The sequence below is a fragment of the Paraburkholderia aromaticivorans genome (assembly GCF_002278075.1).
GTDB lineage: Bacteria > Pseudomonadota > Gammaproteobacteria > Burkholderiales > Burkholderiaceae > Paraburkholderia > Paraburkholderia aromaticivorans.
Map to the genome: position 1 here is coordinate 444879 of NZ_CP022989.1, position 13690 is coordinate 458568.

Below are 13690 nucleotides of genomic sequence, written 5' to 3' on the forward strand. Positions count from 1 at the left end.
GCCGGAGCGGGCAAGGATGCCACTTACGCGCCGCCCTGCTCGATCGAACGGGTCAACGCGGCCAGTGCGGCGTTGCCCCCGGCGGGCGCGACGCCCGCGGCAACTTTGTGCAGCGTGGCGCGCAAAGCTTCCGCGGCCTGCTCAAGCGTGCTCGCCGCCGGCGCGCCCACGACCACATGCGCACGCACCGCGGGCGTCGAAACGCCGGCATGCGCGCGACGCCGCCACGCGAGCCCCAGCGCGTCGGCCAGCAACGCGACGTGGCCCAAGCCCAGCGCGCACGCGGCGGAGCCGAGCCGGTAGGCGGCGTCGCCCGCTTGCAGGGCTTCGCTGGGATCGGCTTTTTCCGGCTGGTCGGCCGCGCGGGCGTGCTCGGTCAACGCGGCGATCGACGCATCCGCCGTTTGCAGGAAATCTTCATAGGCGTTCGCATTGACGGTCAGCACGCCCAGTTCGCGCGTCAGCGCGCTGCGGGTTGCGCTGATCGCCTGGGCCTGCAACGCGCCCGCCTCCCACAGCATTTCCGATGCCGGCGTGCCCGCGACGTGCCAGTCCACCGTCAAACCGTAGTCGTGCAGCACTTCCACCTGATCGGCATCTTCCGCGGCGGCGCCGAACAACGCGTAGTCGCGCCACAGCAGCGCGAGCGTGGCGCGCACGAGCGAGCGCGGCGCCAGCTGGATTCCACGCACGTGGTCGGCCAGCGCTAGGTTGCAACGGGCATAGAAACGCCGCGCGTCGGTGTCGCCCGCGGCGCGGCCGCCGACCCGCAAAGCCTTGGCGCAGGCCTTGGCGAGGCGCCAGAAATCGTAGGGGTCCGGACCGGCAAGTTCGCCGAACACGGCGTCGAGCTCGTCGAGCGCCGCGTTGGTGACGGCGAGCGCCGCCGCACTGCCGGTACCCGCCTGCGAGCGCAACACCGGCAGCAGCGCGCGCTCATAGCGTGCCCGCAGATGAGCGAGTTGATCGGCGGATTGCGCGTGCAGCGAGACCGGTGGCACCGGCCTCGCGCTCAGCGCGAGATCTTCGAACGCGACGGTGGTACCGGGGGTGTGCTCGGACAGGTACGTGCAGAGCGACCGGTAATGATCGAATAGCACGGGCGAGCAGGAGAGCTCGCGCAGATTGTGGCGCTCGAGCGCGGCGCGGAAGTCGCGCAACGCCGCGCCGAACACGGGCCGCGCGTTGAGCACGTCGGCCGGATCGCCCTCCGCGAGCGGCGAGAGCCGCACCAGCGCGTCTGCAAAGCGCTGCGCGCTCAGCCAGCCGGCTTCGCGCAAGGCGTGTGACGCACGCAGCAGCGCCGACGCGCTTTCGCTGTGCTGCTCGAACGCCAGCAGCGCCTCGGCCAGCGCCAGTTCGGCGGGACGGACAGCGCCGCCGCGCGGATTCGGCAAGGCATCGAAGGAAACGGGTGCAGCGGATCGAAGAGTCATGGGCTGGCGACACGAAGCTGACGGGCCGTCGCTTCGCGCCGCGCGCCGAGTGATCGGCTAACGCGCGAACCGGCGACAGGACAATGACAGACTAAGGTTGCGACACGGCGCGACCGAGGACGTTCCGTGCCGACGTATTGGGCAACCTTCAAAACACACCTGGTGCGTTCTATCCGGCGCGCCACGCCGGCCGCGAAACACCTGTCTACGCCGCGCCACTGGCATGCAGCACAGGCACGCACGCGTGCCGGCCGCCTTTGGACGTCAGATCTGGACCATCTCGAAGTCTTCTTTACGCGCGCCGCACTCGGGACAGGTCCAGTTAATGGGAACGTCTTCCCAGCGCGTGCCCGGCGCAATGCCTTCGTCCGGCAAACCGGCTTCTTCGTCGTAAATCCAGCCGCAAATCAGGCACATCCAGCTTTGATATTCCATTCTTGTGTCGCGTCGTAGAGTCCGTGGAAACGGGAGCCATGATGGTACCGTGTTGCCGCCCCAATGCCTAGCAATCAGAAACGCGCGATCGTAGCCTGCGACGGCCTTTGGCCATGCGGTTCGCGTCAGCCGCCGCGATGGTTGTGGCGCCATGCAGCGCGCCGGCCGCCGCCTGCTTGCCGCCACGCATCGCAGGATGCGAAAAAACGCCCCGGCGACGGTTTAGGCCGCATAATTGAGTCGATTGCGCACCCTCTGCGTCCAAATTCAGCTCTTTTTTGTCAATCTTCATGCCCAGCGATACGCCTCCGATCGTCCTCACCTTCGGCCTTTCCGATCCCACCGGCGGTTCCGGCTTGCAAGCCGACCTGATGACCCTTGCCAGCATGGGCTGCCATGGGGTTTCCGTGCTCACAGGCTACACCGTGCGTGACTCGGCAAGCTGCGACGAAGTCACCGGACTCGACCCGGAAGTGGTCGCGACCCAGGCGCGCATGCTGCTCGAAGACATGCCGATCGCCGCGTTCAAGGTCGGCGCCTGCACGCGTGCCGAAGTGGTAAGCGCGATTGCCGAAGTCGTCGCCGATTACGACGATATTCCGCTGATTCTCGCCCCCGACTTCACGCTGGACGACGAGCACGTGCTCTCCGCGGACGAACTGCGCGAAGCGATCGCCGATCTGCTCGCGCCGCAAACCACCTTGCTGGTCGCCGATGCGACCACGCTGCTCGCGCTCGCCCAGCCGGACGGCGACGCCGAGGCGCCGAGCCTCGACGCCGCCATCTCGCATCTGCTGTCGCAAGGCTGCGAATATATTCTGTCGACGGAGACCGGCACGCACCGGCACGTCAACACGCTTTTCAGCGAAGACGGCCAGTTGCGCCAGGACATGTGGGACCGTGGCAGCCATCGGATCATGGGTCTGACGGATACGCTGGGCTCGGCCATCGCGGCGTTGCTGGCCAACGGCCAGGAGCCCGCCGAAGCCGTGCGCGAGGCGCAGGAGTATTTGTATCAGGCGGTGCGCAACGCGTTCCGGCCGGGCATGGGCGCGTATATGCCGGACCGGTTCTTCTGGGCGCGCAGCAGCGACGACGAAACGCCGCCTGCCGCGGGCAAGGACGCGACGCCGGGCGAAGCACGGCACTAGGATTCATAGGGATGTTCACTGCGTCAGCAGCAGGCGGCTACAAAGCCGATCTCAATCGCAGTCCGTCGATGCAGAAAAACTAGAATTGGGCCGGGTTTTATTTCCAGAAAACCTGCAATGGGTGTTTGCTTGCTCGGTCCACACAAAAATTCAGACACTCCCCCCGGCAAGCCGACTCACAGGTTCTTCATAGGCAAACGGACGCTGGAGCGTGTAATTAAACGTTACACCTCGGCTCTTAACGTCCAGCTAAACTTTACGACTCGTAATGTTTGTATCTGGACGATGTGTCATCGATTCTATTTCCTCCCCCTGTGAATGCTTCACGCGTCCTTCGAGCGCTAACCCGACATTACAATCGCCCCTGCAAAGCGCCGAAGTTCGGCGACCGCGCCCATTGCCATTGAAACCTATGGGCAACACCATGGAACAGTCCCGCGTCTTTTTGCAACGCGTCCACGGCGAAGTGACCGCCGACGATCGGATGCGCATATTCCGCCAATATCCGGTCACGATTTGGCTCACCGGTCTATCCGCGGCGGGGAAATCGACGATTGCCTACCAGCTTGAACAACAGCTCCTGTCACTAGGTCACGCATGTTATGTACTTGATGGCGACAATATTCGTCATGGCCTCGCGCGTGACCTCACCTTCAACGAAAAAGATCGACGCGAAAATATTCGCCGGGTGGCGCACGTAGCGCAACTGATGAACGACGCAGGGCTCATCGTCATCACGGCTCTTATTTCACCTATGCGCGAAGACAGAGCGATGGCACGCGATATCGTTGGACCCGGCAAATTCATCGAGACCTATCTTTCCGCCTCTGTCGACACATGCGCGCGCCGCGACCCGAAAGGTCTCTACGCCAAGGCCCGGGCCGGAGAGATCACTTCGTTTACGGGAGTATCCGCGCCCTATGAAGCCCCAGATGATCCTGAGCTGAAAATAGACACCGCAACGCAGACGCCGGCAGAAAGCGTCGCGAAAATATTAGCCTACGTGCGCGATAACGGTCTGGTGAATCCCGGTTGCGTTGAGCGCGTGTAATAACAGATCGCATCACGCCAACCCCAAAAGAAAAACCCGCATGGTCTGCGGGTTTTTTCTTTTGGGGAAGCGCGCCTCGCGGCGCACTTCCCCATGTGCTCCCAACCAGGCCTCGCAACGAGACCCAACCGGAATTACATGTCCATGCCCATGCCGCCCATGCCGCCGGGCATGCCGCCAGGCATCGGTGCATCTTCCTTCGGCAGTTCGCAAACAGCTGCGTCGGTCGTCAGCAGGAGACCTGCCACCGAAGCTGCGTTTTGCAGCGCCGTGCGCGTCACCTTCGTCGGGTCGACAACACCAGCGTCGACCAGGTCGACGTACTCGCCGGTTGCTGCGTTGTAGCCGTAGTTGCCTTGGCCAGCAGCAACTGCTGCCACCACGACGCTGGCTTCTTCGCCACCGTTCGTGACGATCTGACGCAGCGGTTCTTCCATCGCGCGCAGCACGATCTTGATACCTGCGTCCTGATCGGCGTTAGCGCCCTTCAGGCCAGCGATAGCCGTGCGAGCGCGGATCAGCGCGACGCCGCCACCAGCGACGATGCCTTCTTCCACAGCTGCGCGCGTTGCGTGCAGTGCGTCTTCGACACGTGCCTTCTTTTCCTTCATTTCGACTTCGGTCGCAGCGCCGACCTTGATCACTGCAACACCGCCTGCCAGCTTGGCAACGCGCTCTTGCAGCTTTTCACGGTCGTAGTCCGACGTTGCTTCTTCGATTTGCGTGCGAACCTGCTTCACACGTGCTTCGATGTTCGCAGCTTCGCCAGCGCCGTCGATGATCGTGGTGTTTTCCTTGCCCACTTCGATACGCTTCGCTTGACCCAGTTCGGCCAGCGTTGCCTTTTCGAGCGTCAGGCCGGTTTCTTCAGCGATGACTTGACCGCCGGTCAGGATCGCGATGTCTTCCAGCATGGCTTTACGACGATCGCCGAAGCCCGGAGCCTTGACAGCAACAGTCTTCAGGATGCCGCGGATGTTGTTCACCACCAGCGTTGCCAGTGCTTCGCCTTCGACGTCTTCCGCGATGATCAGCAGCGGACGGCCAGCCTTGGCGACCTGTTCCAGGATCGGCAGCAGATCACGGATGTTCGACACCTTCTTGTCGTGCAGCAGCACGAACGGGTTGTCCAACACGGCAACTTGCTTGTCCGGATTGTTGATGAAGTACGGCGACAGGTAGCCGCGGTCGAATTGCATACCTTCGACAACGTCCAGCTCGTCTTGCAGCGACTTGCCGTCTTCGACGGTGATCACGCCTTCCTTGCCGACCTTGTCCATGGCTTCAGCGATACGATCGCCGATCGACGAGTCGCTGTTTGCCGAAATCGCGCCAACTTGTGCGATTTCCTTGTTGGTCGTGCACGGCTTGCTGATCTTGCGCAGTTCTTCGATCGCTGCGAACACAGCCTTGTCGATACCGCGCTTCAGGTCCATCGGGTTCATGCCCGATGCGACGTACTTCATGCCTTCGCGGACGATCGACTGAGCCAGGACCGTTGCGGTCGTGGTGCCGTCACCTGCGTTGTCGCTGGTCTTGGAAGCGACTTCCTTGACCATTTGCGCGCCCATGTTCTGGAGCTTGTCTTTCAGTTCGATCTCTTTGGCGACCGACACACCGTCCTTCGTGACCGTCGGGCCGCCGAAGCTGCGTTCCAGCACAACGTTGCGACCCTTCGGGCCCAGCGTGACCTTCACAGCGTTCGCGAGGATGTTCACGCCTTCAACCATCTTGGCACGGGCGGAATCACCGAATACGACGTCTTTAGCTGCCATCTTCTAACTCCTTGAATTCTCTGGGATATGACCGGGAAAGTAGCGGCTTGCGCTTACTTCTGCACCACGGCCATGATGTCTTCTTCGCGCATCACGAGCAGTTCGTTGCCGTCGACCTTGACGGTCTGGCCTGCGTACTTGCCGAACAGGACGCGGTCACCAACCTTCACGTCGAGTGCGATTTGTGCACCCTTGTCGTCACGCTTGCCCGGGCCGACTGCGAGGATTTCGCCTTGATCCGGCTTTTCCGCTGCGGCTTCGGGGATCACGATGCCCGACGCAGTCTTGGTTTCTTGATCCAGACGTTTGACGATCACGCGATCATGCAAAGGACGAAGGTTCATACATACTCCTCTCTTGATTGAGACTGAAGAACGCTGAGAAAACCCGGCTGACTGAGCCAACCGGCGATGTTGTTAGCACTCTCGTGCAGCGAGTGCTAATTATATGGACCGGTGGTGACAAATTCAAGAAGGGATGACCGTCGAGTGTCCAGATTCGCTTGAGTCCGAACCTTGCACCGCAGCAGGCCTCTGACGGATTGCAATAATTCCCTTTCAAAACAGCGATCTACTAGCAGCCCCAATGGCCGGCAAATGAACCCCGATCACTCGCGAACAGGGTGCTCGACGACCGAATCGCGTGGATTTTCCTTGTGATCGTCCGCCCAGGGGAATCCCTTAATACTGGAAACCGATGCGCGGCGTTCGCCGCGATAGCCTCATCGGCCTGCGCGGCGACCGCTGCGCATCGACGTTAATCGCCGTCTTTTTTGTCCGCCGAGTCCAACATCCTGCGAATTGACTTGCATCCCGGTCAAATACTGTATAAATTCACAGTACTGTTTTTATATACAGGATCGGCCATGAACCAACTCATCCGCATCTTGAACGACGGTGATCGCGAAACGCTTGCCTGGTTGCGCAAGCATGTCGGAGACGTGCGCGTGGCTGCTGCCGCACGCCATCTGGGAGGCAACGGCAAACCGTACGTGTCCGCGGTGTGCCGCTATCTCGGCGTACGTCCACCAACGCCTCATCAACATTGCCGGCCTGTTGAAGACTGCACGGTCGGCGATAACTATCTTGCCCAGATCCGCCAGTTGTTGGCACAGCGAAACCAGACGTTGTCGAAGCATCGAATTTGATGCCGCCAGTTGCCGCAAGTCTTCAGGAAGATAACCGCATGAACGACGCCGCTCTTGATATGGATGTCCACGGCACCCATCCTGCCGCCTTCGAACGCGCCCTGCGCAGCGCGTCGCTCGATCTCCAGCAGATCATTGCCACGGTCGCAGGTCGCCACCTCGACAGTGGCCGCCGCCGTTACTCAAGTGATGCGCGACTGCCGACCTGGCGCACGCTGCAGACAATCGACGTACAAGTCTTTGAAAATCGGGGCTTCCGGGCGAGGCACAGCGAGACGGTACGCTCGACGTTTGTCCGGTTTGAAGACAGTCGGTTGTCCGGAATGGATCTCGACGAACCCGTCGATTGGCGACGTGACGACGACGACTTGCCAGCCGTGTACTTGCTCGTACGCGCACTGGTACAGGCCGACACTGCCGATGCGGCCACTCAGGATTAGTGCGCCGATATCGACGGTTGGCCGTTATCGTTTTGAATACGCGATAGAAAGTTCAAAGTTAAGCGAACCAGACTCCAGATCGCTCATACTGAAATGAACCATAGACTCAGAGTTAGCTGAGAGCATCATCCATCTCGTCGCGAATGGCATGCTGATCGGCTCGGGGTACCCTGGTCGCGGTCGGGCAGAAGCTCGGCGTGCGGGGTCACCGCGATCAATCCGCCGGCGCCGTACATCGCACGCGAGCGCGAAGCAACGGGCAAACTGCAAAATCCCGTCGCGCTGGTCGCGGTCATCGCCGCTCCCGGCATTGCGCCTTTCGCTGCGCAGATGGTGACGAGCGACACAAGGCTCGTCGTCGTGCCCGGACTGTTGCGCGACGGCGGATTCGGCTGCTTATGTCACGGAAGTCACGGAACGGCGTTTCGTAAGTGCGACTCCTGACAATGATGCGTCACATGCGTCGACGAATTGCGTGACCGCCTCACCCATTGCTCGAGTCGTCGCAATCCTCGAACGCCTCCCCGCATCCCTACGAGGCAGCCGCGCGACGTTATTTCAACAATACTTGAAATATCGAAGCCAATGCTTTATTGTTCCGGGCATGGACTCAGATCTCGTCGTACGCGCGCTGAGCGCGCTCGCCCATGAATCGCGCCTCGCGATCTTCCGCCTGTTGGTGGTGGCCGGACCGGAGGGTATGGCGGCGGGTGAAATCGCCCAGCAGCTTGGGCTGTCCCCTTCCAGCCTGTCCTTCCACCTGAAGGATCTGTCACATGCAGAGCTGGTGAAGCCGCGGCAGGAGGGGCGTTTCATTATCTACACGGCGAACTTCGACGCCATGACAGGTCTGATCGATTTCCTCACGGAGAACTGCTGCGCGGGCGCGACCTGTGCCGCGAGCGATCTCCCAAACTGCTGCGCAGGCAAAGCATGAAACGCATTCACATCCATGTTGCGGTTGAGAATCTGAACGACAGCATCCGCTTTTACAGCGCGATGTTCGGTAACGCCGAGCCCACCGTTCGCAAGAGCGATTACTGCAAATGGGAGCTGACGGACCCCGCGATGAACTTCGCGATCTCGCAGCGCGGTGCGAAACCGGGTGTCGATCACATCGGCATTCAGGTCGAGACCGAGGCAGAGCTGGCCGAGATGAATGCGTGTTTTAGCGCAGCACAATTGCCGGTAGTCACGCAGACAGGAACGACCTGTTGCTATGCCCGGTCGGACAAGGCCTGGACGATTGATCCTCAGGGCGTCGCATGGGAGACGTTCAGAACTCTTGACGTTGCGCCGCTATATGGGCACTCGCATGTGCTGCCGGAATCGTCAACTGCATGCTGCGCACCCGCCGATTCCGTCGTGAACTTCCGGAGCCGCGCGTGAGCACCAGACCTGACTCAATTCTCATTCTCCGCACCGGCAACGGCATGCGCAGCATTGCGGCAGCCGCACTGGTCGACATGGCGGCCCCTGGCGCAATCCAACGCGAGATGCGCGCCACCGGTGAGAACCACATAGAGGAATCAGATGAGCAGCACTGATACGGCCATCGGCAATGCACGGCCGGCAATCGGATTCTTCGAGCGTTACCTGACGGTCTGGGTCGCGCTGTGCATCGTCGGCGGCATTCTGTTTGGGCAACTGCTTCCGCAAGTTTCCCAGGCGATCGGCCGCATGGAGGTGGCGCAGGTGAATCTCCCGGTTGGCGTGCTGATCTGGGTGATGATCATCCCGATGCTGGTCAAGATCGATTTTGCCGCGATGACCCAGGTAAAGAACCAATGGCGCGGCATCGGCGTCACGCTATTCGTGAACTGGTTCGTCAAACCGTTCTCGATGGCCTTGCTCGGCTGGATCTTCATCCGCCACGTGTTTGCGCCATGGCTTCCCGCCGACCAGCTCGACAGCTATATCGCGGGCCTGATCCTGCTGGCTGCCGCGCCCTGCACGGCGATGGTGTTCGTCTGGTCGCAGCTCTGCAAAGGCGACCCGTATTTCACGCTCTCACAAGTCGCCCTGAACGACTCCATCATGATCGTGGCCTTCGCGCCGCTCGTTGCGCTGTTGCTCGGCCTGTCGGCTATCACGGTGCCATGGGATACGCTGATCATTTCGGTTGTCCTGTACATCGTCATCCCCGTCGTTCTCGCCCAGTTGTTGCGCCGGCATTTGCTCGCGAGGGGTGAAGCGTATTTCCGGCAAGCCGTCGCCCGTCTCGGCCCGTATTCGATCAGCGCATTGCTCGCGACGCTCGTGCTGCTGTTTGCGTTTCAGGGGCAGGCGATCGTGGAGGAGCCGTTCGTGATCGCCATGCTCGCGGTGCCGATCCTCATTCAGGTGTTCTTCAACTCTGGCCTTGCGTACCTGCTGAACCGCCGGCTCGGCGTCACGCACTGTGTTGCGGGACCGTCCAGCCTGATCGGCGCCAGCAACTTCTTCGAGCTGGCAGTGGCCACGGCCATCAGCCTGTTCGGTTTCCATTCCGGCGCGGCTCTCGCCACGGTGGTCGGCGTGCTGATCGAGGTGCCGGTGATGCTGTTCGTCGTTAGCATCGTCAACCGCTCGCAGCACTGGTACGAAGCGAAACACAGTATCGAGGAGCAACCGCTATGAGCGTCACGATTTATCACAACCCCGACTGCGGCACGTCGCGCAACACGCTGGCCATGATCCGCAATGCCGGGGCCGAGCCGGAAATAATCGAGTACCTGAAGAACCCGCCTGACCGGGAAACACTGAAGAACCTGATTGCACGCGCCGGCTTGACGGTACGCGCAGCGCTGCGTGAAAAGGGTACGCCCTACGCCGAGCTGGGTCTGGACGATGCGTCCCTGAGCGACGAACAGTTGCTCGACGCAATGATGGACCATCCGATCCTGATTAACCGCCCGTTCGTGGTCACGCCGCTTGGCGTGCGCCTGTGCCGGCCATCCGAGATGGTGCTCGACATCCTGCCTGCGCGGCAGAAGGGCCCATTCACGAAAGAGGATGGGGAACAGGTCGTCGATAGCGAAGGAAGGAGACTGCTCTGATGACGCAGGACATGCCGAACGTCAGCGCCGCGCACCTCGACACGCCTGATCTGCAGAAGCTCGAACCGCGCGCGGTCGCGCAACACGCTCCGCGAATTCTGCTGCTGTTCGGCTCGTTGCGTCCGACCTCATATAGCCGGCTTCTCACGCTCGAAGCTGAACGCATCCTGCGCCATTTCGGCGCGCAAACACGGGTATTCGATCCGCACGGCTTGCCGCTGGTGGACAGCGTGCCGCCCGATCATCCGAAGGTGGTCGAGCTGCGCAAACTTTCGGAGTGGTCGGAAGGGCAAGTGTGGTGCAGCCCGGAGCGTCACGGCACCCTGACAGCCGTATTCAAGAACCAGATCGACTGGCTGCCGCTTGAAAGCGGCGGCGTCCGCCCAACGCAAGGTCGCACGCTTGCGGTCATGCAGGTGTGTGGCGGATCGCAATCGTTCAACGCCGTGAACGCGCTGCGTATTCTCGGCCGGTGGATGCGTATGGTGACTATCCCGAACCAGTCGTCAGTGGCGAAGGCGTGGCGGGAGTTCGACGCGGACGGCCGCATGAAGCCCTCGGCGTATTACGACCGCGTTGTCGACGTGATGGAGGAACTGTACAAGTTCACGCTGCTGGTGCGCGACCGGTCGGACTATCTGACTGATCGCTACAGCGAGCGAAAGGAAGCGCACCCGGAGCTTGCAACGACCCTCGCGGCCGCGGCCATGAATCAGGAAGCAGTGGCCGCCAATGCGGACACTGAAGACAACGAAACGGAGTGACAGCGACAAACGCGGGGACCGTGTTGATAACCTCGCGGGTTTCGGCTGTTGCGTTTATCTTCGGCAAGCGCCAGATTGCTGGCAAAGCGTCTGGCGCGCAACAAGCCGATTTCGAGTGAGCATGGAGCCATGCCGATAAGAAAGGCCGTCGCCGCTGACCTGACCGGGATCCAGAATCTGTTGCTCGCCAATGGCTTACCCGCACAGGATGTTTCGGGGGCGCTCATCGAAGGATTTCTGGTTGCCGAAGATGCACGCGGGACGATCGTCGGTAGCGGCGGCCTTGAGCAACTCGGCTCGAGCGTGCTTTTGCGATCGCTCGCTGTCACGCCGGAATTGCGCGGTACAGGCATCGCGCGGGAACTGGTCGCACAGCTCGAATGCCACGCACGCTCACTGGGCCGACAGGAAATCTGGCTTTTGACGGCGACCGCGGAACGCTTTTTTGAACGAGTCGGCTACGAGCGGGTAAGTCGCGACGAGGCGCCTCGCGAAGTGCGTTTGTGCCGGCAGTTCGCGGCTCTGTGCCCGGCGACAGCTGCGTGCATGCGAAAGCGACTCCCGCCGAACCCCCTCCCGGACGCCGATGGGCGGCTGGAATCAAGCTGATTCGCGCCCACTCATTGGCAGCCGGCACGCGATGCTATTCAGATCCCGGCTGCGCCATGCCGGGGTGGTGTGCCATATGGCCGTCCATCGCATCGGCGCCGTGGTCGGAGATCTGTGCATCGAACCACGCATGAAGCGCGGACACCAGTTTGCCGCTAGCACTGCGAAAGACGAGTTCGCCGCCACCGTCCACGTCCCGGTATGCGATCGATATCTGACCAGGCTTCGCCGCCCTAAGCTGCGATAACCCCGGCATGTCCGCGCCGTGAATCCTGTCAGGCGCGGAAAAATCGCCATGCTGAAACTCGGCTTGAATTTCACGCAGATGCGTTCGAATCAACCGGATCTGGACTTCATCGGACAGGTTCTTCGCAATGACTCTCTGGCTCCCGCCGTTGGCTGATTTCGTGAAGAGGTGTGTGGTGGACTGGAGACTGAAGGGCATCACCTCCGCACCGCGCTGCGCCACCTCAGCTTTGCGCCCAGCGTCTGCCGCGAGCGCCTGCAGCGGTGTGTTCAGCCCTGCTATCACCATAGCAGTAGTCAGCAATGTGAACGCTTTCATTGAATACACTACCTCAATCCATACACGACTAGTCAGGCATGCTGACGGCTCAGCTTCGCGCGCTGAAACAATTCGAACACAGCCATGCCGGCCAGCATCGCAGCCACGAAACCCCATGCCTTCGGAAAACCCCCACCCAATGCTACCAGCGCCGGGCCCGGGCAGAATCCCGCCAGCCCCCAGCCTACGCCGAACACCGCACTGCCCAAAACCAGCCGCAAGGTAACGGATGATCTGGCCGGAATCTGCATGGGAAAACCCAGCAACGATTTATCGAGGCGCTTTGCAAACACAAAAGCGAGACTGCCAACGGCGATCGCGCCGGCCATCACAAAAGCCAGCGACGGGTCCCATCGTCCCGCAAGGTCGAGAAATCCAAGCACTTTCGCCGGATTCGCCATGCCGGACACCATCAGGCCGGTGCCAAAAAGAAGCCCGGAAAGTAATGCGGTTAGCCCACCCATCTCAGCCTCCCAGCAGATGCCTGCAGATGAAAACGGTCAGAAAACCGCTCGCCATGAAGGTTGCCGTCGCGACAAGAGAACGAACGGAGCCGCGCGAGATGCCACAGACACCATGCCCGCTCGTACACCCGCCCGCATAGCGCGTGCCGATACCGACCAGAAAGCCAGCTGCCAGTATTTCGCCCCATCCTGCCTGGATGTCGGGCACGACTGGTCGGCCCAGCAAGCTTGCCAGCACGGGCGCCCCCACAAGTCCCGCCAGAAAAGCGACACGCCATCCCGCATCGTTGCGCAGCGGACCCAGCAACCCGCCCAGAATGCCGCTGATGCCGGCGATACGTCCGTTGAACAGGACCAGCACGGCCGCCGCCCCGCCAATCACCAGGCCGCCGGCCAGTGACAAGCCCGGCGTGAAATGCGCGATATCAATCGACATGCCCCTCCCTACTTTCATTGGACGCAAAACTGTTCGTACAGCACGGCCATGACCGCAATCGCTTCCTTGCTCGCGATCGAATAAAAGATGCTCTTTCCCTCTCGCCGCGTCTCGACGAGTTCGTTGTCTCGAAGCACCCCGAGTTGCTGTGACAGTGTGGGCTGACGTATCCCCAACTGCTCTTCCAGATCGCTCACGCACCACTCCCCTTGGGATAACTGGCACATCAGTATCAACCGGTCGGGATTGGCCAGAACCTTCAAAAGCGCACAGGCCTTTTCCGCCGACGATTGCATCGCCGACAGGTCGAACGGAGTGGATTTCTTTTTCATCGCGCAGTCTACGATTCACATTCATACATTATATTATTTTATAAATT

Annotated in this window: 20 protein-coding genes; 11 read left to right on the forward strand and 9 right to left on the reverse strand. The window is 61.2% G+C overall.

From position 1 onward, the window contains the following. Nucleotides 1–23: 23 nt before the first annotated feature. The 3 genes from CJU94_RS01905 to CJU94_RS01915 all read right to left on the reverse strand — a co-directional run bounded on the left by CJU94_RS01905 (nucleotide 24) and on the right by CJU94_RS01915 (nucleotide 2163). Nucleotides 24–1436, reverse strand: coding sequence for a FimL-related protein (locus CJU94_RS01905; protein WP_095417321.1), 1413 nt, complete (start codon nucleotides 1434–1436; stop codon nucleotides 24–26). A gap of 264 nt (nucleotides 1437–1700) precedes the next feature. Then, a complete protein-coding gene (locus CJU94_RS01910; protein WP_006047743.1) occupies nucleotides 1701–1871 on the reverse strand; it encodes a rubredoxin in 171 nt (56 codons plus the stop codon). 67 nt (nucleotides 1872–1938) lie between these two features. Then, nucleotides 1939–2163, reverse strand: a complete 225-nt coding sequence (locus CJU94_RS01915) for a hypothetical protein (protein WP_095417322.1) — start codon at nucleotides 2161–2163, stop codon at nucleotides 1939–1941. Here CJU94_RS01915 and CJU94_RS01920 point away from each other — a divergent pair. Then, a complete protein-coding gene (locus CJU94_RS01920; RefSeq protein WP_095417323.1) occupies nucleotides 2162–3022 on the forward strand; it encodes a hydroxymethylpyrimidine/phosphomethylpyrimidine kinase in 861 nt (286 codons plus the stop codon). The two genes, CJU94_RS01915 and CJU94_RS01920, sit on opposite strands and share 2 nt — an antisense overlap. A 424-nt stretch (nucleotides 3023–3446) precedes the next feature. After that, nucleotides 3447–4073 (forward strand): adenylyl-sulfate kinase, encoded by a 627-nt coding sequence (gene cysC, locus CJU94_RS01925; protein ID WP_095420180.1) that lies wholly within the window; start codon nucleotides 3447–3449, stop codon nucleotides 4071–4073. A gap of 134 nt (nucleotides 4074–4207) precedes the next feature. Here the strand turns inward: cysC and groL are convergent, their stop codons facing one another. After that, a complete protein-coding gene (gene groL / locus CJU94_RS01930) occupies nucleotides 4208–5848 on the reverse strand; it encodes a chaperonin GroEL (protein ID WP_095417324.1) in 1641 nt (546 codons plus the stop codon). 53 nt (nucleotides 5849–5901) lie between these two features. After that, entirely contained in the window at nucleotides 5902–6192 is a 291-nt protein-coding gene (gene groES / locus CJU94_RS01935; protein WP_007178996.1) for a co-chaperone GroES, read from the reverse strand. Between the two features lie 521 nt (nucleotides 6193–6713). Between groES and CJU94_RS01940 the strand changes: the two genes are divergently transcribed. The 9 genes from CJU94_RS01940 to arsN2 all read left to right on the forward strand — a co-directional run bounded on the left by CJU94_RS01940 (nucleotide 6714) and on the right by arsN2 (nucleotide 11846). Then, nucleotides 6714–6995, forward strand: coding sequence for a CppA family protein (locus tag CJU94_RS01940; RefSeq protein WP_095417325.1), 282 nt, complete (start codon nucleotides 6714–6716; stop codon nucleotides 6993–6995). Between the two features lie 38 nt (nucleotides 6996–7033). After that, nucleotides 7034–7435 carry a DUF2471 domain-containing protein gene (locus CJU94_RS01945; RefSeq protein WP_244220900.1) on the forward strand — a complete coding sequence of 134 codons (402 nt, stop codon included), beginning with the start codon at nucleotides 7034–7036 and terminating at the stop codon, nucleotides 7433–7435. 604 nt (nucleotides 7436–8039) lie between these two features. Then, nucleotides 8040–8372 (forward strand): ArsR/SmtB family transcription factor, encoded by a 333-nt coding sequence (locus CJU94_RS01950; protein ID WP_095417327.1) that lies wholly within the window; start codon nucleotides 8040–8042, stop codon nucleotides 8370–8372. Next, nucleotides 8369–8824, forward strand: coding sequence for an ArsI/CadI family heavy metal resistance metalloenzyme (locus CJU94_RS01955; RefSeq protein ID WP_095417328.1), 456 nt, complete (start codon nucleotides 8369–8371; stop codon nucleotides 8822–8824). The genes CJU94_RS01950 and CJU94_RS01955 overlap by 4 nt, the downstream gene beginning before the upstream one ends. After that, nucleotides 8821–8982: a hypothetical protein gene (locus CJU94_RS40700; RefSeq protein ID WP_157763705.1), complete on the forward strand. Its 162-nt coding sequence runs from the start codon at nucleotides 8821–8823 to the stop codon at nucleotides 8980–8982. Before CJU94_RS01955 ends, CJU94_RS40700 begins: the two co-directional genes overlap by 4 nt. Beyond that, entirely contained in the window at nucleotides 8969–10054 is a 1086-nt protein-coding gene (arsB, locus tag CJU94_RS01960; protein ID WP_095417329.1) for an ACR3 family arsenite efflux transporter, read from the forward strand. Before CJU94_RS40700 ends, arsB begins: the two co-directional genes overlap by 14 nt. Continuing rightward, nucleotides 10051–10473, forward strand: a complete 423-nt coding sequence (gene arsC, locus CJU94_RS01965) for an arsenate reductase (glutaredoxin) (protein WP_095417330.1) — start codon at nucleotides 10051–10053, stop codon at nucleotides 10471–10473. Before arsB ends, arsC begins: the two co-directional genes overlap by 4 nt. Beyond that, nucleotides 10473–11237, forward strand: coding sequence for an arsenical resistance protein ArsH (gene arsH / locus CJU94_RS01970; RefSeq protein WP_095417331.1), 765 nt, complete (start codon nucleotides 10473–10475; stop codon nucleotides 11235–11237). The genes arsC and arsH overlap by 1 nt, the downstream gene beginning before the upstream one ends. Before the next feature lie 75 nt (nucleotides 11238–11312). Then, a complete protein-coding gene (gene arsN2 / locus CJU94_RS01975; RefSeq protein ID WP_244220901.1) occupies nucleotides 11313–11846 on the forward strand; it encodes an arsenic resistance N-acetyltransferase ArsN2 in 534 nt (177 codons plus the stop codon). 34 nt (nucleotides 11847–11880) lie between these two features. On the opposite strand, the gene CJU94_RS01980 is transcribed toward arsN2, so the two are convergent. From CJU94_RS01980 to CJU94_RS01995, 4 genes are read right to left on the reverse strand one after another with little or no spacing between them, the layout of a single operon-like run. Next, nucleotides 11881–12411: an aspartate carbamoyltransferase gene (locus tag CJU94_RS01980; RefSeq protein WP_095417333.1), complete on the reverse strand. Its 531-nt coding sequence runs from the start codon at nucleotides 12409–12411 to the stop codon at nucleotides 11881–11883. 32 nt (nucleotides 12412–12443) lie between these two features. Continuing rightward, nucleotides 12444–12875, reverse strand: a complete 432-nt coding sequence (locus CJU94_RS01985) for a DUF6691 family protein (RefSeq protein ID WP_095417334.1) — start codon at nucleotides 12873–12875, stop codon at nucleotides 12444–12446. 1 nt (nucleotide 12876) lies between these two features. Beyond that, nucleotides 12877–13311 carry a YeeE/YedE family protein gene (locus CJU94_RS01990; RefSeq protein ID WP_095417335.1) on the reverse strand — a complete coding sequence of 145 codons (435 nt, stop codon included), beginning with the start codon at nucleotides 13309–13311 and terminating at the stop codon, nucleotides 12877–12879. Between the two features lie 14 nt (nucleotides 13312–13325). Continuing rightward, nucleotides 13326–13643, reverse strand: a complete 318-nt coding sequence (locus CJU94_RS01995; protein WP_095417336.1) for an ArsR/SmtB family transcription factor — start codon at nucleotides 13641–13643, stop codon at nucleotides 13326–13328. Nucleotides 13644–13690 lie beyond the last annotated feature (47 nt).

Coding starts and splice junctions, on each gene's coding strand:
- CJU94_RS01945 (WP_244220900.1), top strand. CDS start 7,034: ATGAACGACGCCGCTCTTGATATGGATGTCCACGGCACCCATCCTGCC.
- CJU94_RS01995 (WP_095417336.1), bottom strand. CDS start 13,643: ATGAAAAAGAAATCCACTCCGTTCGACCTGTCGGCGATGCAATCGTCG.
- CJU94_RS01915 (WP_095417322.1), bottom strand. CDS start 2,163: ATGAAGATTGACAAAAAAGAGCTGAATTTGGACGCAGAGGGTGCGCAA.
- arsH (WP_095417331.1), top strand. CDS start 10,473: ATGACGCAGGACATGCCGAACGTCAGCGCCGCGCACCTCGACACGCCT.
- CJU94_RS01910 (WP_006047743.1), bottom strand. CDS start 1,871: ATGGAATATCAAAGCTGGATGTGCCTGATTTGCGGCTGGATTTACGAC.
- CJU94_RS01905 (WP_095417321.1), bottom strand. CDS start 1,436: ATGACTCTTCGATCCGCTGCACCCGTTTCCTTCGATGCCTTGCCGAAT.
- CJU94_RS01920 (WP_095417323.1), top strand. CDS start 2,162: ATGCCCAGCGATACGCCTCCGATCGTCCTCACCTTCGGCCTTTCCGAT.
- arsC (WP_095417330.1), top strand. CDS start 10,051: ATGAGCGTCACGATTTATCACAACCCCGACTGCGGCACGTCGCGCAAC.
- arsB (WP_095417329.1), top strand. CDS start 8,969: ATGAGCAGCACTGATACGGCCATCGGCAATGCACGGCCGGCAATCGGA.
- CJU94_RS01955 (WP_095417328.1), top strand. CDS start 8,369: ATGAAACGCATTCACATCCATGTTGCGGTTGAGAATCTGAACGACAGC.
- groL (WP_095417324.1), bottom strand. CDS start 5,848: ATGGCAGCTAAAGACGTCGTATTCGGTGATTCCGCCCGTGCCAAGATG.
- CJU94_RS01950 (WP_095417327.1), top strand. CDS start 8,040: ATGGACTCAGATCTCGTCGTACGCGCGCTGAGCGCGCTCGCCCATGAA.
- cysC (WP_095420180.1), top strand. CDS start 3,447: ATGGAACAGTCCCGCGTCTTTTTGCAACGCGTCCACGGCGAAGTGACC.
- CJU94_RS01990 (WP_095417335.1), bottom strand. CDS start 13,311: ATGTCGATTGATATCGCGCATTTCACGCCGGGCTTGTCACTGGCCGGC.
- CJU94_RS01940 (WP_095417325.1), top strand. CDS start 6,714: ATGAACCAACTCATCCGCATCTTGAACGACGGTGATCGCGAAACGCTT.
- groES (WP_007178996.1), bottom strand. CDS start 6,192: ATGAACCTTCGTCCTTTGCATGATCGCGTGATCGTCAAACGTCTGGAT.
- CJU94_RS01985 (WP_095417334.1), bottom strand. CDS start 12,875: ATGGGTGGGCTAACCGCATTACTTTCCGGGCTTCTTTTTGGCACCGGC.
- CJU94_RS01980 (WP_095417333.1), bottom strand. CDS start 12,411: ATGAAAGCGTTCACATTGCTGACTACTGCTATGGTGATAGCAGGGCTG.